General features: G+C 40.2%; 14 protein-coding genes and 3 riboswitches. All 14 genes read left to right on the forward strand.

Translation table 11 applies throughout. The annotated features are described in order from the left end of the window. The first annotated feature begins 327 nt into the window (after window positions 1–327). Window positions 328–515, forward strand: a riboswitch (cobalamin riboswitch). Window positions 516–584: 69 nt separating this feature from the next. The 14 genes from LI149_RS05105 (at window position 585) to LI149_RS05165 (ending at window position 20,632) form a co-directional block, all read left to right on the forward strand. Continuing rightward, window positions 585–1,703, forward strand: a complete 1,119-nt coding sequence (locus LI149_RS05105; protein ID WP_227078606.1) for a uroporphyrinogen decarboxylase family protein — start codon at window positions 585–587, stop codon at window positions 1,701–1,703. A gap of 201 nt (window positions 1,704–1,904) precedes the next feature. Then, entirely contained in the window at window positions 1,905–3,128 is a 1,224-nt protein-coding gene (locus LI149_RS05110; RefSeq protein WP_005334178.1) for a dicarboxylate/amino acid:cation symporter, read from the forward strand. A gap of 179 nt (window positions 3,129–3,307) precedes the next feature. Continuing rightward, window positions 3,308–3,517, forward strand: a riboswitch (cobalamin riboswitch). A 166-nt stretch (window positions 3,518–3,683) separates the two neighbouring features. Continuing rightward, complete coding sequence (locus LI149_RS15560) at window positions 3,684–4,079, forward strand: uroporphyrinogen decarboxylase family protein (RefSeq protein WP_227968819.1); 396 nt, start codon at window positions 3,684–3,686, stop codon at window positions 4,077–4,079. Continuing rightward, window positions 4,076–4,555 (forward strand): uroporphyrinogen decarboxylase family protein, encoded by a 480-nt coding sequence (locus tag LI149_RS15565; protein WP_330382651.1) that lies wholly within the window; start codon window positions 4,076–4,078, stop codon window positions 4,553–4,555. Before LI149_RS15560 ends, LI149_RS15565 begins: the two co-directional genes overlap by 4 nt. Before the next feature lie 64 nt (window positions 4,556–4,619). Beyond that, entirely contained in the window at window positions 4,620–6,356 is a 1,737-nt protein-coding gene (locus tag LI149_RS05120; protein ID WP_227143043.1) for a leucine-rich repeat protein, read from the forward strand. Between the two features lie 5 nt (window positions 6,357–6,361). Beyond that, window positions 6,362–7,873: an ATP-binding protein gene (locus tag LI149_RS05125; protein ID WP_227143044.1), complete on the forward strand. Its 1,512-nt coding sequence runs from the start codon at window positions 6,362–6,364 to the stop codon at window positions 7,871–7,873. Between the two features lie 128 nt (window positions 7,874–8,001). Beyond that, window positions 8,002–9,219: a VWA-like domain-containing protein gene (locus LI149_RS05130; protein ID WP_227143045.1), complete on the forward strand. Its 1,218-nt coding sequence runs from the start codon at window positions 8,002–8,004 to the stop codon at window positions 9,217–9,219. Window positions 9,220–9,392: 173 nt separating this feature from the next. Beyond that, a complete protein-coding gene (locus LI149_RS05135; protein ID WP_173786496.1) occupies window positions 9,393–10,043 on the forward strand; it encodes a corrinoid protein in 651 nt (216 codons plus the stop codon). 102 nt (window positions 10,044–10,145) lie between these two features. Continuing rightward, entirely contained in the window at window positions 10,146–11,168 is a 1,023-nt protein-coding gene (locus LI149_RS05140) for a uroporphyrinogen decarboxylase family protein (RefSeq protein ID WP_118000942.1), read from the forward strand. Continuing rightward, complete coding sequence (locus LI149_RS05145; protein WP_173786498.1) at window positions 11,161–12,966, forward strand: ASKHA domain-containing protein; 1,806 nt, start codon at window positions 11,161–11,163, stop codon at window positions 12,964–12,966. Before LI149_RS05140 ends, LI149_RS05145 begins: the two co-directional genes overlap by 8 nt. An 86-nt stretch (window positions 12,967–13,052) precedes the next feature. After that, on the forward strand, window positions 13,053–13,922 hold the full coding sequence (locus tag LI149_RS05150; RefSeq protein ID WP_227143046.1) for a uroporphyrinogen decarboxylase family protein: 870 nt from the start codon (window positions 13,053–13,055) through the stop codon (window positions 13,920–13,922). Window positions 13,923–14,288: 366 nt separating this feature from the next. After that, a complete protein-coding gene (locus LI149_RS05155; RefSeq protein ID WP_227078610.1) occupies window positions 14,289–14,588 on the forward strand; it encodes an Rpn family recombination-promoting nuclease/putative transposase in 300 nt (99 codons plus the stop codon). Between the two features lie 21 nt (window positions 14,589–14,609). Further along, window positions 14,610–15,206, forward strand: a complete 597-nt coding sequence (locus LI149_RS05160) for a hypothetical protein (RefSeq protein WP_227078611.1) — start codon at window positions 14,610–14,612, stop codon at window positions 15,204–15,206. A 131-nt stretch (window positions 15,207–15,337) separates the two neighbouring features. Then, a riboswitch (cobalamin riboswitch) is annotated at window positions 15,338–15,548 on the forward strand. Window positions 15,549–15,700: 152 nt separating this feature from the next. Then, the gene (locus LI149_RS05165) at window positions 15,701–20,632 is read left to right on the forward strand and encodes a hypothetical protein (RefSeq protein WP_227143047.1); all 4,932 of its coding nucleotides are present in this window, start codon (window positions 15,701–15,703) and stop codon (window positions 20,630–20,632) included. The last annotated feature ends 2 nt before the right edge of the window (window positions 20,633–20,634 follow it).

Raw genomic sequence — 20,634 nt, forward strand, 5'->3', positions numbered from 1 at the left:
TCTATAGGGACGCCACTGAAAAACAAGCTGGTATTAGTGGTGGGAGTCAATCCCCCAGCTGATATGACCTCCGGCAGGGCGCACATTGTCCGGTGGACAATGGTTTTGCGCCGACCGAAACGGAGTGTAGACTTGCAGAGGTGAGCAGTAGAAGTATGTCATGCAGTTGCATGACGCGCACCTCGCATCAAGAATGCCGAGGCATTCTTGAACAGATGTGGGTTGATTCTATAATATAAAACTAAAAATTCCTTATAGATTACAATAATAATAAAGCGCATATATGGAAACAAGCTATTTGCTGGCGAGAGTAGAATGGGTTAAAATTAATTATGTAGAGTGCATAGTGATGATTATAATTCATTGAAAAGGGAATCCAGTGAGAATCTGGAACAGCCTATTCTACTGTGAAGCGGACGATGGTCTGGAAAATCACTCTGGCTAAGATGCAAGGGGAAGATATGATCAAAGGATGATGCAAAGTCAGGAGACCTGCTATGTATATGTATGGGATTCCGGTAGGGGAAGAACAGCGGTTACGCTGTTTTTACTCTGCCTTTTTTAATATAATAAGGGAGGAAGTTATGGATTATACGGAATTAAAGAAATTAATGGGTGAGCAGAAGGTTGAGATGACTGCAGCAGAGCGTATCAAGGCCTACAACGAGGGAAAAGAGGTAGATCATATCCCGTATACGTTACAGGCGCCTGATCCGGCTATGGCAGATATTTTTGGATTTACAACATCACAATTTGCGAAAGACTTTGAAGTGAAAAGCGAAGTAATCAGACGAAGAAAAGAAGAATTTGGTCTGGATAGCTTTAATGTTGGATTAGGTCTTCGCACAATTGGCGTTGCGCTTGGTTCAAAGTTAGGGGTTCCTGAACATGGAATTGATTATATTGAACATCATGTGTTGCAGGATTATGCGGATTTCGACAAATTGGAAGTGACAGATCCTTATAAAAATCCAGTTCTTGCACCGATTTTGGAAAATGCCAAGAGATTGAAAGAACGTTTCCCGGATGTTAGTATGACAACGAGTGTGGCAGGTCCGATTTCAACAGCTATAGCAGTCAGGCCAGTTGAAAAGGTTCTTCGCGACACGAGAAAGAATCCGGAAATGCTTCACAAATTGCTTGATTTAACAGTTGTCTGTTCTTTAAAATGGTTTGAAGCATTTTATCATGAGTTCGGATCAGTTGGAACCAATTTTTCTGATCCGGTAACTTGTATGGATGTAATTAGTAAGAAGCAATTTGATGAATTTTCGCTTCCTTATATTAAAAAACTGATTGATGGAACAGAGAAAATTATGGGATCAAGACCGGGAGCTCATATTTGTGGTAAGACAAGCCCTATTTGGAGTGATCTTGCAGATGCAGGTCTATTTTCATTCAGTATCGATAATTGCGAGGATTTGGAGGTTGCTAAGCGTGAGGTGGGGGACCGGATGCGCTTTGCCGGAAATGTTCCGCCGATCGAAGTGATGAAAGATGGATCGATTGATGATGTCATTGAGGCATGTAAAGACTGCTTGAGAAAATGTGGAGATAATCCCAAAGGTTACATTTTGAATACAGGATGTCAGCTCCCGATTGGTACACCGAAGAGAAATGTTGAGGCATTCATCTATGCGGCAAGAAAATACGGTCGTGGTGCGCAGTTAGGAAAGCTTCCGAGAGGCATTCTGGAAGATTAAAATATGCAAAAATGATATTTTGAAGCAAAAAAGATATCGAAAATGCATAATTTTCCACATGAACTTGCAAAAAACTGGTTGATGAATCAGAATAAGGTATGATATAATTTTATAACAGAGAAAAGGCATTGTCTTATGACAGTGCTTTTTTGGGGTAAAATATAACGGGGAAATAAAATCAAGTAAAGAGAGGTTAAAATCATGAAACAAAAGAAAAAAATGTCTTTGGCAATGCAGATTTTTATCGCATTGATTCTTGCAATTGTAGTAGGACTTCTGATGCAGAGTCATGCAGAATTTGCAGAGAGTTACATTAAGCCGTTTGGAACAATTTTCCTGAACCTTGTAAAGTTCATCGTAGTTCCAATCGTATTATTCTCCATTATGTGTGGGATTATCTCCATGCAGGATATTAAAAAAGTAGGAGCAATTGGTTTGAAGACCGTTGTATACTATATGTGTACAACCGCATTTGCAATCACATTTGGATTGATTGGAGGAAATCTGTTCAAAGGAATGTTCCCGGTCGTTGCAACAACAGACTTGACTTATGAAGCAGCAGAGTCGGTATCATTTATGGATACAATTGTGAATATTTTCCCATCCAATTTTATTGCACCGATGTCTGAGTCCAATATGCTTCAGGTAATTGTGATGTCAGTATTGTTCGGATTTGCGATTATTCTGATTGGACCGGAGAAAAATCCACGTTTGATTCAGGGGTGTAATGATCTGAATGATATGTTTATGAAATGTATGGAGATGATCTTAAGATTATCTCCAATCGGAGTATTCTGTCTGTTGTGCCCGGTTATTGCAGTAAATGGTCCGATGATCATCGGTTCACTGGCAATGGTGCTTTTAGCAGCGTATGTCTGCTACATTATACATGCAGTTGTTGTATATTCATTAGCAGTAAAGACAATGGGCGGTATGAGTCCGATCGCATTCTTTAAAGGAATGCTTCCGGCAATGATGTTTGCATTTTCCAGTGCTTCTTCCGTAGGAACACTTCCAATCAATATGGAGTGTGTAGAGAACATGGGAGCATCAAAAGAAGTGACTTCATTTGTGCTTCCGCTTGGAGCAACAATTAACATGGATGGAACTGCAATTTATCAGGGAGTATGTGCAATCTTTATCGCGTCCTGTTATGGAATCAACCTGACACTTCCACAGATGCTGACGATTATCCTGACAGCAACACTGGCATCTATCGGAACAGCAGGTGTGCCGGGATCTGGAATGGTTATGCTGGCAATGGTACTTACATCTGTAGGACTTCCAGTAGATGGAATCGCTCTTGTAGCCGGAGTGGATCGTATCTTTGATATGGGACGTACAACAGTAAACATCACAGGTGATGCAAGCTGCTGTATGGTTGTCACAAATCTTGAGAAAAAGAAAGCATTAAGAAAAAAATAAGTATGTAGTTTCGCAAGTAGGAATGTAGAGCCATTCTTAATTATGTACACTTGGTTTTTATGAGTTTATTCTTTTTAGGAATTCCATGAAGACTGAGTGTATTTTATTTGGAAAAACGATAATTGGGTAGATATATCAATATTATTTATTTGAAATAAGCGTGCTTAATAATTATACTGGATGCAGAAGACTATATTAGTGATGGATTTGACATTTAAAAGGGAATTTGGTGAGAATCCAGGGCAGCCTATTCTACTGTAAGATGGACGAAGCTTCAACGGAGTCACTGGTATTTATATCCGCAACAGAACAGCAGTAATATAAGCCGGGAAGAGGAAAGCAGAGGATGAAATCAAGCCAGGAAACCTGCTATATAGGAATTGGGATTTTCGGTAGGGAAAAGAACAGACACTTCGTTTTATTTTCCCTGCCTTTTTTAGTGGAAAAATATTTTATACTGATCGTTCATGACAGTGATAGAAGTTATAGTGTATAAAATCCAGGGGGAATGTTGAGAAACTTATTGTTTGCATGTATAATACGAGGAGGAGATTTATGCACGAATTAGACCAGATGACACCGAATCAAAGACTGAATGCTTTTATGACAGGACAATCGATGGATCGAATGCTTGCAATGCCGGTCATAGTATCTATGTCAGGCGATGTATGTGGGATGACTCATCGCGAGAAAAGAAGCTCACCGGAGAATGAGGCAAAGTGTCAGATTGAAGCGTACAAAAGATTTGGTAATGACCTTGCAGTCATTGAATACGGGCTTCACATGGTAGGAGTTGGGCTTGGGGGAACGACCAATGATTCGGAGTTTCAGACACCTGCAATCGCAACGTATCCGCTTGAAAGTTTGGATGATATTGACAAGCTGGATCCGGAACGTCTGAAGATTGTCTTATCGATATTTATAAAGAGTTCATTCAAGAAGGGGTATTGATCTTACAATGTGATCCACTCGCTTCTGGCACAATCTTGAGAAATAGTCAGTATCAGGAGTTTGTGCTTCCGTATGCAAAAAAAGTAAATCAGGCAATTCATAATGCAGGAGGAATGGTCTGCTATCATATATGTGGGGATACGACCAAAACAATTGATGACATGGCAGATGCAGGAAGTGATATGATCAGTGTGGACAATGTCGTTGATTTGGAGCATGTAAAAAATACAGCAGGGCAGAAGATGCCGATTCTTGGAAATGTGGCACCGGTCGACTATTTTATTCAGGGAACAAAGGAAGAAATGGATGCAGCTGTAAAGAGGTGTTTGCAGAAAGCATGGGATTCACCGAATGGTTATATTCTTGCCTCTGGATGTGATCTTTCCGGTCAGGTAAAATTGGAGAATATTGAAGCGTTTATGAATGCAGCAAGAAAGTATGGGAAATGGCCATTAGATCCTAAGAACTTTGAGTAAAATGTGTCGGAAAGATAATCTGCCAAATTTGAATAAAAAGATATAAAATCAGAAAACTAATCTGATGGAGGTAGATAAAAAGGACATGGTTGTTCAGATCATATCTGGATTTCGGGGATCCGGAAAAACAACATTCTTAAATCAATGTATAGAACAGATAAAGGGAAAGACTGCGGTAATTCAAAATGATTTTGGTGCACAAGTAGTTGACCGGGAAAATGTAGAAGGCAGCTTGATCTATGAAGAAATCGGTGAGGGCTGTATTTGCTGCGGGATGGCACTTGAGTTTGAAGAAAAGATGCGCCGGATTGCCATGGAAGATTGCCTGGACAGAATTTTTATAGAAGCATCTGGATTTGGAAAACTGTCCGATGTCGTGAAAGTATGTACGCAGCTAAAAGAGAAGGAACATCTTGAGATGGTGATTGGACCGAATGTTACAGTTGTAGACATTGGCATGGTGGAGGCATATGCCTCCGGACTGGGAGAATTTTATGTAGACCAGATTGAACATGCAGATGTGATTCTGGTCAATAATATTGATTCAGACGATGTGGAACCGGAGGAAATAGAAGAAGGCTGGAAAGCGCTGGAACGACTGAATACGAAAGCGTTGAAAAGTGAAGATGCACGGGAAGTATTAAAAAGTGTAATGGAATCCGGAAACATAGATCAAAATCTTCAGATAGAAGGAGATACGCTTATAAAATATCTTGGAGCTGACGCATTTGTAGAAGTGCCGGATGGTATCCGGATCATTGCAGACAGTGCTTTTGAGTATTGCATGGAAGTGCAGGAAGTGCATTTGCCAGATTCAGTGGAACGAATCGGAAAGCATGCCTTTCAGGGGAGTGGAATCAAAAAGATACATTTACCGGAAAGCATAAAAACAATCGACATTTATGCTTTCAGCGGAACACCTTTGGAATATATGGAATTACCGGAGAATTTGCAGAAACTTGGGCACAGTGCATTCCGTTATTGCAGGATGTTAAAAAAAGCGAAGTTTCCAGAACATCTGGTGGAGATTCCACATGATACATTCAATGATTGTGGAAAACTGCGGGAAGTAATACTGCCGCATGATACAGAAGTGATTGGGGCTCATGCATTTTCCGGGTGCGCGGCTCTGGAACAGGTGGATTTACCGGAGAGTGTGAAGCGAATTGAAGAAGGTGCTTTTGTGACTTGTGTCAGTCTGGAGAAAGTACATTTGCCAAAAGGACTGGAAGTGGTAGAACGCAAGGTGTTTTACCGGTGTACGAATTTAAAAGAACTTCATTTCCCAAAACGGGTGACAGAGTTTGGCAAAGGCATTTTTTCACAATGTTCTGCATTAAAACGAGTGTATATAGAAGGAAACCCGGTGGATGAAGAAGTGTTTCAGGACTGGGATATGTGGACAACTTGCTATGACATGGAAGAAATCATTGCACCGAATATGAGGATTACGAGATTTGCAAAAGAATGGAGAATGTGGGCGGCAGCAGGACTTGCAGATTACCTGGTAGAACAGGGAGATGTAAGAAGTGAAATCCTTGATTCTTATGTGAAGGATCTGAAAGAAAACCGGAGTTCCTATGAAGTCCTTTTATTAGAAAATAAAAAGTTATTACAGTTTTTCATTCATTACAATTTATTGGCGGAACAGGCAGTGAACAGGCTTCTGAATCAGTCACTGCAAAAATCCGACATGGAGATCCGTAGCATGCTGTTGAATTATCAGAATGAAATCCAAAATGAGGATAAGAAGGAGGAGACGGGCAGCCAGCTTGATCAGCTTCTGGCAGCGTTGTCATAATATTTATGAATATTAGGGAAGCAAAAGAGCAGATTGAACATGCGGTAAAATTGTACCTGGAAAAGGATGAAAAAGGCAGATATATAATTCCGACAGAAAAGCAGCGTCCGGTATTTTTGATGGGAGCACCGGGAATCGGTAAAACTGCAATTATGGAGCAGGTTGCGCAGGAACTTGGAGTAGCACTTGTGTCTTACACGATGACACATCACACAAGGCAGAGTGCACTGGGACTTCCATACATTGTAGAAAAGGAGTATGGCGGAGAAAAATTTCAGGTATCTGAGTATACGATGAGTGAGATTATTGCAGCGGTTTATGAAGTGATGGAGGACACTGGGATACGTGAAGGAATCCTTTTTCTGGATGAGATCAATTGTGTATCTGAGACTTTGGCGCCGGCGATGCTTCAGTTCTTACAGTACAAGACATTTGGACAACACAAAGTGCCTGAGGGCTGGATTATCGTAACAGCAGGGAATCCGCCAGAATACAATCATTCTGTGAGGGAATTCGATATTGCGTCCTGGGACCGCGTAAAGAGAATGGATGTAGAGCCTGATTATAGTGTCTGGAAAACATATGCTTATGAGCAGGGGATGCACCCGGCAATCCTGACTTATCTGGATCTGAAGAAAGATGCATTTTATTCCGTGAAAAATACTGTGGATGGAAAGCATTTTGTGACAGCAAGAGGCTGGGAAGATTTAAGTCAGATCATGTGCCTGAGTGAAAAGAAGAATCTGCCTGTGGATCTGAATCTGATCAGCCAGTACGTGCAGGACGAGCAGATTGCCCGTGACTTTGCAATTTATTATGATCTGTTCAAAAAATATAAAAATGATTATCAGGTGGACCGTATCTTATTCGGCATTCCATCAGAGCAAGTAAGACAGAGGGCAATGAAAGCATCTTTTGATGAGCGGATTTCGTTCCTTGGTCTTTTGATGGATGGAATTACGGATACTGTTAAAGAGACAATGGAGATGCAAAATGCATTGTTTGTATTTGGGGATTGCCTGAAAAAGATAAAAGCAGATGTGGAAAAAGGCCGAGACCTTGTTTCTTGTATCGAACAACAAAAAGAATGTTTAATGGAACAAGAAAAACAGAAAAAACGTGCCGGTAATTTATCCCGTGCCCAGGTGTGGGAAGATGACCGTGTGCTTGTCTATCTGGAAGAATGCCGGAAAAAAGCAGGTATACGGACTCCGGATGAAAGAGATTTTGTAATTCTCAGAGATTATTTTGCCCAGCTGACAGAAAGCTTTCAAGAGCAGACAAGAAAAGCATCGGGGTGTCTGTCCAACTCATTTTACTTTTGCGAAGATGTGTTTGAAGAAGGACAGGAGATTCTTGTACTTGTGACAGAACTTACGGAGAATGAATATACGGCCAGATTTATCAGTCAGTATGGATGTCGTGAGTATTTTAAACATAATAAGAATTTGATGTTCTACGAGAGACAGAAAGATATTATGGATCAGATTAAAAATTTGGGGCTTGATCAGGTGTAATATTTATGTGTGTGGAAATAATAAAAGTGGCTTCAGAAGTTCTGAACTTTAGTAGACAGAGAATGTTGGTCAATATGAGGTTTCTGGAACCGGCAATTCGGATGTTGACGGAGAGTCCCTCTAAATGTATGTGTAATCGTTCATATGGCATGGGAACAGATGGGAAAAATCTTTACTATAATCCAGAATACGTACTGAGAGTATATCAGAAAGAGAAAGGTTTCGTCAGCAGAATGTATATGCATTTAGTCGTGCATGGAATATTCAGACACTTCTTTGTAAATCCAAAGATTGAGCAAAGAAAATGGGATCTTGCATGCGATATGGCAACAGAATATATCATCGAAAGTTGGAAAATGGACTTTGCAGACATTAGTGCCGGGACAGATGAAAAGCGGGAACTTGACCGCATCCGAAAAAATGTGGGACTTATGAATGCGGAAAAGATTTATGGATATCTGAAAAAGACAAAAGAGTCAGAAATAGACCGGCTGGAGAAAATTTTCCGTCGGGATGACCATAGCTTCTGGTATCCCGAAACAAAAAACAGGAATGATGTAATCCAGGTGAAATCGGGGCAGGTGAGTCAGAACCGGGAAGTCATGTTCTTGAATCAAAAATTGGAAGAGCTGTGGAAGCAGGTTGCGAAAAAGATTCAGGTGGAACTTGAGACATTTATGAGAAGCCGGAGTGGTGAAACCGGTGATTTTTTGGTGAATTTAAAGCTTGCGAACAGAAAGAAGCAGGATTACAGTGCATTCTTAAGAAAGTTCACCAGGCTTGGGGAACATATGAAGATCAATGATGAGGAATTTGATTATAATTTCTATACTTATGGAATGCAACTGTATGGAAATATGCCACTGATCGAGCCGTTGGAGTACAAGGATGTCCGGGTGGTGAAAACATTTGTGACTGTGATTGATACTTCAGGGTCAGTGGAGGAAGAAAAACTTCGGAGATTTCTGGAAAAAACGTACCAGATATTAAAAAGTGGGCAGGAAAGCGAAGACAGGGTGAATTTTCATCTGATCCAGTGTGATGCGTTGGTTCAGAAGGATGTGAAGATTACATCAGAGAAAGAACTGGAGCAGGTGATGGAAGACTTGACACTTTATGGCCGGGGAGGAACTGATTTCAGACCGGCATTTGAGTATATAGAAGAACTTCGAAAAAACGGAGAACTTACGAACTTGAATGGAATGCTGTATTTTACAGATGGAATGGGTGTTTATCCGAGAAAAAAACCAGAGTATCCAGTGGCATTTATATATGATAGTGAAGTTTTGGATAAGATTCCGGAAGTGCCGGCCTGGGCGATTCGTTATCTGATGGATGACATATAGAAAGGATAAATGTCTGTACGAATATATTGAAGTACTCAATTTGAAGATACGTGTAATTAATGTTAAAATGTATCAAGATAAAATACGTCAACAGATGGGAATGTCAGGAGAAAACAGCTTGCGGGCTATGAGGTATTTTTTAATAAAAATATAGATTATGGAGGATTTATAGTATGGCATCTAAAGAAGAATTATTAGCAAAATTATCAGAGTGTGTAGTAGAAATGGAAGATGAGGAAGTCGTAGACGTTGCGAAAGAATATATTGAGGCCGGATATCCGGCGTTTGATGGAATCATGGAAGGTCTTGTAGATGGTATGAACAAGGCCAGTGAGCTTTACGATGCAGAAGAGTATTTTGTAACAGATGTACTCCTTTGCTCTGATGCAATGTATGCGGGACTGGATGTACTTCGTCCGCATCTGGAAAATACAGATGATCAGACAAAGAAAAAAGCAGTTATTGGTGTTGTGGAAGGAGATACTCATGACATCGGTAAAAACCTGGTAAAGATTATGATGGAGACAGCAGGATTCGAGATGTATGATCTTGGACGAGATGTTCCGCTTGACCAGTTTATTGAGAAGGCAAAAGAGGTAGATGCAGATTTGATCTGTATGTCTACATTGATGACGACAACTATGGGTGGAATGCAGACAGTTATAGAGAAATTAAAAGACCAGGGAATCCGTGACCGGTTCAAAGTTATGGTCGGAGGAAGCCCGATTTCCAAAAAATTTGCGGACGATATCGGAGCAGAGGGATACTCTGTGAATGCGGTTGAAGCTGTAAAAGTTGCGAAAGAGCTGACAGGAATTGCCTAGATAGAAAAGACAAAAGCTGTACTGGAAACGGTCTGAAAAGGTATAGGCCAGGCTAAATATAAAAGAATCTGAATAAGAATTCGAAAAAGGAGCTGGGGATTTATGGATGCAAAAGAACGAATTATGAAAGCTATGCATCAGGAGCCGACGGACAGACCGCCATGTATCTGTCCCGGTGGAATGATGAATATGATAACGACAGATCTGATGGATGAGACAAATGTAAGTTGGCCGGAGGCACATCTGAATGCCAGAATGATGGCAGATTTGGCAGAAGCTAATTATGAAAAAGGCTGCTTTGAAAATGTAGGTGTTCCATTCTGCATGACGATTGAGGCAGAAGCTATGGGGGCTCAGGTGACTATGGGCAGCAAAATTTATGAGCCGCATGTAACGGGATATGCGATCAATTCGGTCACAGAGTGGGAGACCATTACACCGATGAGTATGGAGGAAGGAAGAGCAAAGGTTGTACTGGATGCAATCCGTATTCTAAAATCCAGAAACTTAGATGTGCCGATTATCGGAAATATTACGGGACCGGTCAGCACAGCAAGTTCCGTTATGGAGCCGGTTATTTTTTATAAAGAGCTTCGCAAGAAAAAAGAAGAAGCACACCGTTACATGCAGTTTGTGACTGATGAGATTATAAAGTTTGCAAGAGCACAGATTGATGCCGGTGCAGATATCATTGCCATTTCCGATCCAAGTGGAACGGGAGAGATTTTGGGACCGAAGCTTTTTGAGGAGTATACAGTCAAATATAATAATATGATCTGGGATGCTCTTCAGAAAGAAACCATGGGAAAAATCATGCATATTTGCGGACAGATGAAAAATGTATATCCGCAGGCAGAGCTGATACATTCTGACGTACTTAGTTTCGATTCTTGTGTATCTATGCGTGAGGCACGCGAACATTTAAAAAAGCACGCCCTGATGGGAAATGTCAGTACGTGGACGCTGGAGTTTGGACAGCCTGAGAAGGTAGAGCAGCTTGCAGTAAAATGTTGGAAAGACGGTTCCAATATCATTTCTCCGGCATGCGGACTTGGAACGAAGTCACCACTGACCAATATCCAGGCAATCCGTCATGGAATTATGGAGGAAGCAGCTAATGTATAAATTACGTATCGTTCAGTCTGGCAAGGAATACGATTATGAACCGGGAGCAAGCCTTCTAGAAATCTTGCTGGCGCAGAACATATTTATTGATAATCCGTGTAATGGAAAAGGAGTATGCGGAAAGTGTAAAGTACGCATTGTATCAGGAGAAGTAGGGGAAGTATCTTCTACAGAATTACGTTTCTTAAAACCAGAAGAAGTAAAAAGTGGTGTGCGTCTTTCCTGTATGGTTCATCCACAGTGTGATCTGGAAGTAGAGCTGATGCAGAAAGAGCGCAAGCATGAAGTTCTATCAAAAGGATATGTGCCAAAATTCGAAAAAGACCTGGATATTGTCAAACAGGTCGTGAATATACATAAGCCGCTTTTGACAGACCAGACACCATTTGAAGATCAGATCAAAGAACAGCTTTCGGATGTGGAATTTCCATTTTCTGTATTGCGTGGATTCTGTTTCAAAGAAGGAAGTTACACGGCAGTTATCCACTGTGAAAAAGATGGCAAAAAAGTGCTGATGGATTTGGAAGAGGGAGATACTACAGATTCTATGTATGGAATCGCAATAGATATCGGAACAACAACCGTTGTTACAGCACTGATTGATATGCTGACCGGAAAAGAACTGGCAGATTCCTCTATGATCAATGCACAGAAGCATTTTGGACTGGATGTCCTGACTCGCATTACTTATGAGATGGAGCATCCCAAGGAGGGGGTACAGGCACTTAAGGAAGCAATCGTTGCTTCTATCAATGAGATGATTGCGGATGTCTGTGGCCAGACCGGAGTGAAGAAAGAACAGATTTACGAGGTCTCTGTAGGAGCGAACTGCACGATGATGCATATGCTTCTTGGTGTAGATGCACTGTCCATTGGAAAATCACCGTATGCACCAATGTTTGTAAAGGCAAAGGATATTGAAGCAGAGGAGATTGGTATTCATGCATCCAGGGGGGCAAGACTTTATTGTCTGCCATCAGTATCATCTTATATCGGAGCAGATATTGTGGCAGGAGCTTATGTCTGTGAGCTTCATAAGGCAGATGAAAATGTCTTGTTTATTGATATTGGAACGAATGGAGAGATTGTATTTTCAGATCATGGAAGACTGCTCTCCTGTTCCTGTGCCGCAGGTCCGGCACTGGAAGGTATGAACATCAGCTCAGGTATGCGTGCGGCAGAAGGAGCTATTGAAGATGTTGAAATTAAGGAAGATGGCGTGAAGCTGAAAATTATCGGCAATGCTGATCCAATCGGTGTCTGTGGAAGTGGTATCCTGGCAGTGGTAAAAGAACTGGTAAGAACCGGACTGGTAAGAAAAGACGGCGCATTTATCAAGTTGAAGAATCTGGAAGAGACAGATTATCGTTACCCAATGATTGAGATGGATGGTATCAAACGTCAGTTCAAGATGACGGAAGACCTTAAGATCACTCAGGGAGATGTCCGACAGGTACAGCTTGCAAAAGGAGCTATTCTGTCTGGCTTCTATGCACTTCTTAAGAAGGCAGGAAAAGAGATGAGTGAGCTTGACAAGGTTATGATTGCAGGACAATTTGGAGCACATCTTCCGGCAGACAGCCTTATTGGAACAGGAATTCTTCCGGCAGAAGTGAAAGATAAACTTGTCTATGTCGGTAACTCTTCCAAGACCGGAGCTTATATGGCGCTCTTATCCGGTCAGGTGAAGCGAGAGATGGAAGAACTGGCTCATCATATGGATTATATGGAACTTGGTGCAACAGAAGGCTATGAGAGATTATTTGCCGATTGCCTTATGTTTCCGGAAGTCCACTAAAAATTGAAGAAATGAATGAGATAGGAAGTACCCGGATAAAGCGAGGGAATCCAATCTTGGTTATGCGAAGAGGTAATGTTAAAAATATGGGAGATATAAAAGATTTTAATTGTACATATGATAATTCAGCAGGAATTCGTTCAGAAGTGACAGAAGGACTGGGACTAACATTTCCAGATGCATATACACATTGTGATACAATGGTGACTCTTTCAAAAATGTTGAAAGAGAAAGATAAAGCAGTTATATGTGAACTCCCATTTTGCCATACATTAGAGGCAGAGGCTATGGGAGGAATTATAAATCTTGGAAATGAGATTGCAGGTCCGAGAGCTGGAGGATATGTCTGTACAGATGTAGAAGAAATATTAAATCTGCCGGACATGGATTTCACGAAAGGACGAATTCAAGAGACTCTTCTTGCATGTAAAAAACTTCGTGAAGAAGGAGAACATGTTGTATTCGAAGTGGCAGGACCATTTACAATTCTCAATGTGCTGATCGATGCAAGATATGTGTTCAAGGGAATGCGAAAAAAACCGGAAGTGATGGAAAAGGTCTTCTGGAAACTGGGAGATCAGATTTTGAAATATATGGAACTGGTGAAAGAGTACGGGGGAGATTTGATCAGCTATGCAGATTCTTCTGGCGGAGTGAATATTCTGGGACCGAAGATGATGGAAGCTGTTACGGTGAATTTTACGTACCCATTCTTGAAGAAAGTAGAGCAGCTTGCCGATGATAAGACTATGATTCTGCTCTGCCCGAAAACGACACTCGCTCTTATTGGAACAGGAAAAGCGAAGTTTGTGGATCATCAGTTAGAAGAGCCAATCGGATATGCACAGGCCTGCATTCATATGATTGGAAAAGCACATTTTGCCGGACAGATGTGTATTAAGAATGTTGGCTATCAGCTGAATCATGGGATTTTTAAAGAAGTAAAGCTATTGTAGTCAGTGGCTTTTGTTTAACAGCATATTTATGAAATGTCAAAAGGACAGCCGATGTGAAAAAACACATGGCTGTCCTTTCTTGATAAATCGGACGAATTTATAAATCTATTTACATCTGTATATCTAATGAAACAAAACGGCATGTAAAAATTACATTTATAAAAAGTTCTACAGATTTAAGAAAAGTTTAAGTAATAATTGATTGTATAGAAGATGTTGAATATGTTATGATATACCCACTTCAAACATTCGAAAAAGATCAAGTTAATTTAAGAGCAGTTCTGCTCTGATCATACGGACAGATTCGTCCGATATTCCATGTTTGAAAAAATAACTATAAATGGTATAATACAAGGAGAAAAGTGTATGGAGAGAACCGAAAACTTAATCATGCAGGAAGACAGATGGAAGCCATTAAAGGAGATGAATCTCACGGACGATTTTCTATTTGATGTGGCAACCGCGGAACTGGAAAATTGCAAGACAATTATCGAATTATCTACTGGTTTGCGATTAAAAAGCCTCAAGTGGAAAGAAGGTCAGAAGGTTATTCACAATATTCCGGGAAAACGTGGAATCCGAATGGATTTTGTCGCAGAATCTGAAGATGGTCGCGTTTTTGATGTAGAGATGCAGAATCGGAAGGAAGGAAATATTCCAAAATGAACCAGATTCTATCAGGCATTGATGGACGCACCAATGTTGAAAAGCGGTGAAAAAGGTTTTGATAAGCTAAAACCGCTGTTTATTATTGTAATTTGTGACTATGATCCATATGGAATGAAGAAGTATTGCTATACGTTTGAGAGTCGCTGCAAGGAACAGCCAGATTTATTACTTGGAGATGAGGTTACAAAATTATTTCTCAGTACAAAAGGGGAAAATGAAGATGAAGTATCGAAAGAATTAGTGGATTTTCTTCATTATATTACTGAGAGTAATGAACATGGACTTCCAGAGGAATGTGATGAAAGACTTCGCCGTCTGCATGAGAGTATACAGGAGATAAAAACAAGTACAAGTGTGGAGGTCGAGTATATGAAGATGGAAGAAAGAGAAAGACTGGTAAGAGAAGAGGCAACAGAGCGAGGCTTAAGAGAAGGGAGAATACGAGGAAGAGAGGAAGGAAGAAAAGAAGGAAGAAAAGAAGGAGAACGTATAGGGGAAGAACGGCTTGCCAATTTATTAATGAAGCTTTCAAAGCAGAATCGTCAGGAAGATAGTATTAAGGCGTTGGAGGATTTGGAATATCGTAAGAAATTGTATGAGGAATTTGGCGTATAAATTGAAAAAAGAAGCTTCTATGGGAGAAATCCTGTGGAAGCTTTTTAAGTATGCCACTGAAGTATAATGAATTGTAATAAAACCCCGGTTTCATTGACTTTCTCAAGTCTAAATGTTATATTTGTTATGGAAAATTATGAAGAACGTTCGGTGCTGTTTTTAGAAGACAGGTAAAAGGGAAACAGGTGCGAGACCTGTACGAACTCGTCACTGTGAGTGAATACATAGATCATGTGTTAGCACAGAATCTGAGGTTGTGTTAGACATCCACTGGGAGACTGGGAAGGAGATTCTATGTAAGATTTACAAGTCAGGAAACCTGCCGACCGTTGGTACGGGAAATAGAAATTCCAGATCACGAGTAATTGATTGTGCCGAAATATATAAGGAACAGGAAATCTTTTACTTTTAAAAGTAGAGGATTTTTATTTTCGTGTAAATAATTCTTAATAATTCCCAAATTACAAAGAAAAACGGAATAAGGAGAGGAAAAGATGAAGAGAAAAAGTGCAGGCTTTTTAGCCGGAGTGCTGGTTGCGTCTATGGTGGCAACACCTTTGTCTTATGCGAACGTATATGCAGAAGATCAGGATGCGAAGGGTATTGTGCAACAGGAAACAGAAGAAGTATCAAGCGATACTGGTCATGCACAGGAAGAAAGTACAGCTGTTAAAGAGGAGAGTAAAGAAGAATTAAAAACAGAAGAGGATATAACATCTGAACAGCCGGAAGATAATGCCGGTGTGCTGGAAACTGAGGCAGGTAATCCGGAAACGGAGATATCTCAGGGCTCACAGATGACAGAGGCGGAAACGAAGGTGACAGAGACACCGGTTCAGCCGACAGTAGATATTGACGACGTAAAGGTATTGAAAAATGATGGGAGCGAGTATGGAATGTTCCCGGTTGTTGTTGACAAAATGGAAGTGAAAGATGATCAGGTTAAGGTTTCATTTCACACAGGAACTAAAAAAGTTTTTGACTGGTTGTATTTAGGATCGGTAACTGATACAGAAAAAAATAATTATATAGTAGGAAATAACACAGGAAGTACTTGTGAATTTTCTATAAGTGTACCATTATCAAAAGCGAACAGTTGGATTCCGATAGCTGTTGGACGTTCTGATAACGGTACCTGGAGTGATAATTATCTCTGGATGAGTATTCCAAATCCTAAAGAACCTGTGATTAATTCTCAGCCACCGTCTCCAGAACAAAAAACAGATGAAGAGGGAAATGGTGATGGTGAAAATTCCGGCAACAATAGTACAGAAGACAATGCATATATAACTAAAAACGATATTCAGGCTATTTATGCCAGTGATGATATTGAAAAGCCTGGACAGACATATTCGATGATTAAGATTGCCGAGTCAGAAGCAAAGATTATAGGAGATAAGATTCAAGTATCTATCTGGGTGAAACCAGCAAGCAGTGGAAACTTTACATATGACGCAATTTATATCGGGCGAAAAGATGATGCAGAAAAAACTCCATTGGTTATGGGAGAAGTAGATAGTGTAAAAAATCTGGAAAAATTTACATTTGAAGTTCCGAACTCCATGGCGGGAGGAGAAGTGCATTTTGTTCCGAGAAAGAAAAAAGATGGAACATTTAGCACAAATAATTCCCTTGCATTAAAAATACCTGCTTTAGATGTATTTAAAAAGCAGACAGAGGTTGTAATTCAATCACAGCCAAAAGATGTAATTGCGAAGAATAATACACAAGTATCCCTTAATGTTGTGGTGAATGGTGATGAGAGTGTTAAATTAAATTATCAGTGGCAATATAGTGCAGATGGGACAAGCTGGACAGACTGTGATGGAATCAGCGCAAAGACAAATATATACACATTTCAGATGGCAATAGATAAAATCGGACAATATCGTTGTATCATATCTGATTCTAATGGAACAACTGTAACTTCTGATGTTGCAAAAGTGGAAAATCCATCTGCGCCGACTGTAACGGGCAGCAAGGTTCAGGTTGTCAAGGCTGATGGCAGTGCATTTAAGATGTTTGTGGTGAATAAGTCAAAAGTTCAGGAAGATGGAGATAATTTAGAGATTACAATTTCGACCAAGAATGTATCTTTTGATAAATTATATCTGGGAGAAAAAGAAGATATAATCAAAAATTCAGTTGTAAAAGGAACTGAGTTGGCAGATGGAGGATATACATTCACATTTCAGGTGCCGGTATCATACAGCGGAAAGGTTCTCCCGGTTACATTAGGAAAAGTGGATGGAACTTGGTATAGTAAACAGGATCTTTGGATTTATATTCCATATGAGGGAATTGAAAGTTTTCCAACTGCTACTGATGAAGTGAAGGTGATTGCCGGAGGTACAGGAAGTACATTTAATGATTTTGTAATTGTTTCTTCGAAAGCAGTATTGCGCGGAGAGAATATTCGTATGACGTTAGATGTGAAAGGAAACAAGTGGACAAAAATTTATCTTGGAGTACAGGCAGATACGGATAAGACACCGGTTTATAAAGGAACTTATGATTTAGAAAAAAATGTAACAACCTTCACATTTGATATACAGGCTGAAAAACAGGGAATGAACATTGCAATTACACCTGGAAATGAAAAGTGGTTTACCTGGGCAAGAGATTTGTTCATAAACATTCCGAATCTGGAGAACAGAGTTAATACAACTGCAGAAGGTGTATACAATTTATATGGTTCGGCTTATCCGACTACAAATTCATATAGTTTGAATTTTGAGAGAGAAAGTAGTGTTTCTATAAGTGGAGATCAGGCTACTGTTACTTGGGTGACACAGGCTGGTCTATATGACAGATTATATATCGGTAATACGGTGGATTCTGACGAAGTAAAGGAAGCAAACGCGATTGTTCCACAAGACCGCTCGGACATTGCAAGTGGATATAAGAGTTTTACATTTACAATGCCTGTATCAGAACTTGGAAAAGAATTTAGTTATTCCGTACGTTCAGCAAAGACAGGTCAGTGGTCAACAAAAGATTCAAGAGCATTTATTAATGGAATTCTTGAGAAGACAGGAGAACTTCCGACACCAGATCCAGACCCGACACCAGATCCGGATCCAGACCCGGGAATAGTAGTTCCTGCAGACGGAATTTATAAAGTGAATAATGTAACTTCCAGTTCATCCATGTTCAATGTAATAGATTGTAAACTGACCGTCAAGAACGGAAAGATGAGTGCAGTGCTGACACTGAGCGGAACCGGATATGATTATCTGTATATGGGAACCGGAGCAAAAGCCGCAGAGACGGACAAGTCTGCCTGGATTCCATATGTAGTAGACAAAGAGGGAAAATATACTTATACAGTGCCGATAGAGACGTTGGACAAAAAAATCGCAGTAGCAGCATTTTCACATAATAGACAGCAATGGTATGACAGAATGCTTACATTTGATTCCAACAGCCTGGAAAAGATTGGCGATGTCCCTGTTCTGGAAAATGGTATTTACAGTATTGACGTAGAATCCAGTGCATCTATGTTCCGTGTGGTAGACTGCAAATTAACATCAAAAGATGGAAAGATGAGCGCAGTGCTGACACTGAGTGGAACAGGATATGGATATCTGTATATGGGAACCAAGGAAGAAGCGGCAGCGGCAGACCAGTCTAGCTGGATTCCATTTGTAGCAGACAGTAATGGAAAATATACTTATACCATTCCAGTGGAAGCTTTGGATAAAGGAATAGATGTAGCGGCATATTCTATAAAAAATGCAATCTGGTATGACAGAATCCTTACATTCAAGTCAGAGACAGTGAAGAAAATCGGTGATATCAGCGATGACAACAATGGAAATAACAACAATAATGGCAACAACGGTGGCAATAACGGAAACAATGGTAATAACAATAGTGGCAATAACGGATCTGTCTTGAAGCCGAATGATGGAAAAGCAGAGAATGAATCTAAGTATGAAGCCGATACGAGCGGTGCAACGAGTCAGGTAAACAGCTCTACAACACTGGCAGATGGTGTGTATACACCGGATCGTTTTACATGGTCAGGTGGTACAGGAAAGGTTAAGATTTATTGTAATAAGATTACCATTAAGAATGGTCAGGCATATGCAACACTGGTATTTGACAGTGATCATTATCAATATGTAAAAGCAAATGGAAATACATATTATACAACAAAAGGCGGCGGAACTGCTACAGTAACGATTCCAGTTGCCTTAAATCAGAATAATAAGATTCTGGGTATGACAGATAAAATGTCAGTCGCACATGAGATTGAGTATACGATCTTTGTTTATCTGGCAGCAGCTGGAAATGGAACAACCTTAGGAGGAGCATCGGCTAATAAACAGTTAGATGAAAAGGCTCCTGATATCATGGGATTATCGTATCAGTCAGAGACAAAGCTTGATTATGCTGAATATTTCAAGATTTATCACTATGATCAGGGGATTACGCTCCTTGAGATTGATATGACAAAAGGAACTGCAAATGATCCGGAGAAGCTTGCAGCAGAAGCTATCAATGCAGAAAATGAGACTGGTGAAAGTGAAGATGTAGCAAAAGATACAGATGCAGATCAGAGTACAGATTCCAAGGATGTAAAATCCGAGAATGTAGCAGAAGAAGATACAGCTGCTGTAGGAATTTCGGAGGATGGCGAAGAAAATCTGAATGGTATAAGTGAAGAGGAACTGGCAGCAGAGCTTTATAAAGGAAATGTTGTAAAATATCTTCTTGTTCCAGAAGGAGTTGAAGTCCCAGTCGGTCTTGACCAGGATATGATCGTAGTGCAGATGCCGACAGATAAGACTTATACATCAACAGAAGCACTTCTTGAGAAGATGGATGAACTTGGACTTACAGACAATGTTGCAGCGATTGGGGATAAGAAAAAAGACTGTAAAGTTGATTCTGTTGCAGAAAAGATGGAGAAGAAAGATGGAGAAGACAAGGCACAGGTTGTTTATGGTGGAAAAGAAGAGAAGCCAGATTTCAAGACACTGGTAAAACAGGAAACAAATCTTGCACTACTTACATCTGATATTCTTCCAAGAGAGACGGATATCACAGACCTTGAAGAAAATAAAGACAATACGGACTTTAAGGATAAAGATAAAAAATCTGATGAGAAAAAGAATGATAAATCAGATAAAAAATCAAAGAAGAAATCTGAAGACCAATCTGAAAAACAGAAAGAATTGACTGTAGAAGAGCAGATAGAGCGCTTCCAGCAGATGACTGAGAAATTTGCATTACTTGGAATTCCGGTTATCGTAGACCGTTCTGAGGATGAGCAGACAGATTTGGCTAAATATGAGTGGATCAAAGTTTACGGTGTACTTTTTGGATGTGAGGATCAGATGAATACATTATTTGATCAGGCAGTCAAGGACGCCGGTGATGATGCAATTGCCCAGGCAAGAGTTCAGACAGAAGAATAAAG

The organism is Dorea sp. 210702-DFI.3.17 (assembly GCF_020560825.1).
Classification (GTDB): Bacteria; Bacillota; Clostridia; order Lachnospirales; family Lachnospiraceae; genus Dorea; species Dorea formicigenerans.

Coding starts and splice junctions, on each gene's coding strand:
- LI149_RS05125 (WP_227143044.1), top strand. CDS start 6,362: ATGAATATTAGGGAAGCAAAAGAGCAGATTGAACATGCGGTAAAATTG.
- LI149_RS05110 (WP_005334178.1), top strand. CDS start 1,905: ATGAAACAAAAGAAAAAAATGTCTTTGGCAATGCAGATTTTTATCGCA.
- LI149_RS05160 (WP_227078611.1), top strand. CDS start 14,610: ATGGACGCACCAATGTTGAAAAGCGGTGAAAAAGGTTTTGATAAGCTA.
- LI149_RS05145 (WP_173786498.1), top strand. CDS start 11,161: ATGTATAAATTACGTATCGTTCAGTCTGGCAAGGAATACGATTATGAA.
- LI149_RS05130 (WP_227143045.1), top strand. CDS start 8,002: ATGTGTAATCGTTCATATGGCATGGGAACAGATGGGAAAAATCTTTAC.
- LI149_RS05165 (WP_227143047.1), top strand. CDS start 15,701: ATGAAGAGAAAAAGTGCAGGCTTTTTAGCCGGAGTGCTGGTTGCGTCT.
- LI149_RS05120 (WP_227143043.1), top strand. CDS start 4,620: ATGGAGGTAGATAAAAAGGACATGGTTGTTCAGATCATATCTGGATTT.
- LI149_RS05105 (WP_227078606.1), top strand. CDS start 585: ATGGATTATACGGAATTAAAGAAATTAATGGGTGAGCAGAAGGTTGAG.
- LI149_RS05135 (WP_173786496.1), top strand. CDS start 9,393: ATGGCATCTAAAGAAGAATTATTAGCAAAATTATCAGAGTGTGTAGTA.
- LI149_RS15560 (WP_227968819.1), top strand. CDS start 3,684: ATGCACGAATTAGACCAGATGACACCGAATCAAAGACTGAATGCTTTT.
- LI149_RS05150 (WP_227143046.1), top strand. CDS start 13,053: ATGGGAGATATAAAAGATTTTAATTGTACATATGATAATTCAGCAGGA.
- LI149_RS05140 (WP_118000942.1), top strand. CDS start 10,146: ATGGATGCAAAAGAACGAATTATGAAAGCTATGCATCAGGAGCCGACG.
- LI149_RS05155 (WP_227078610.1), top strand. CDS start 14,289: ATGGAGAGAACCGAAAACTTAATCATGCAGGAAGACAGATGGAAGCCA.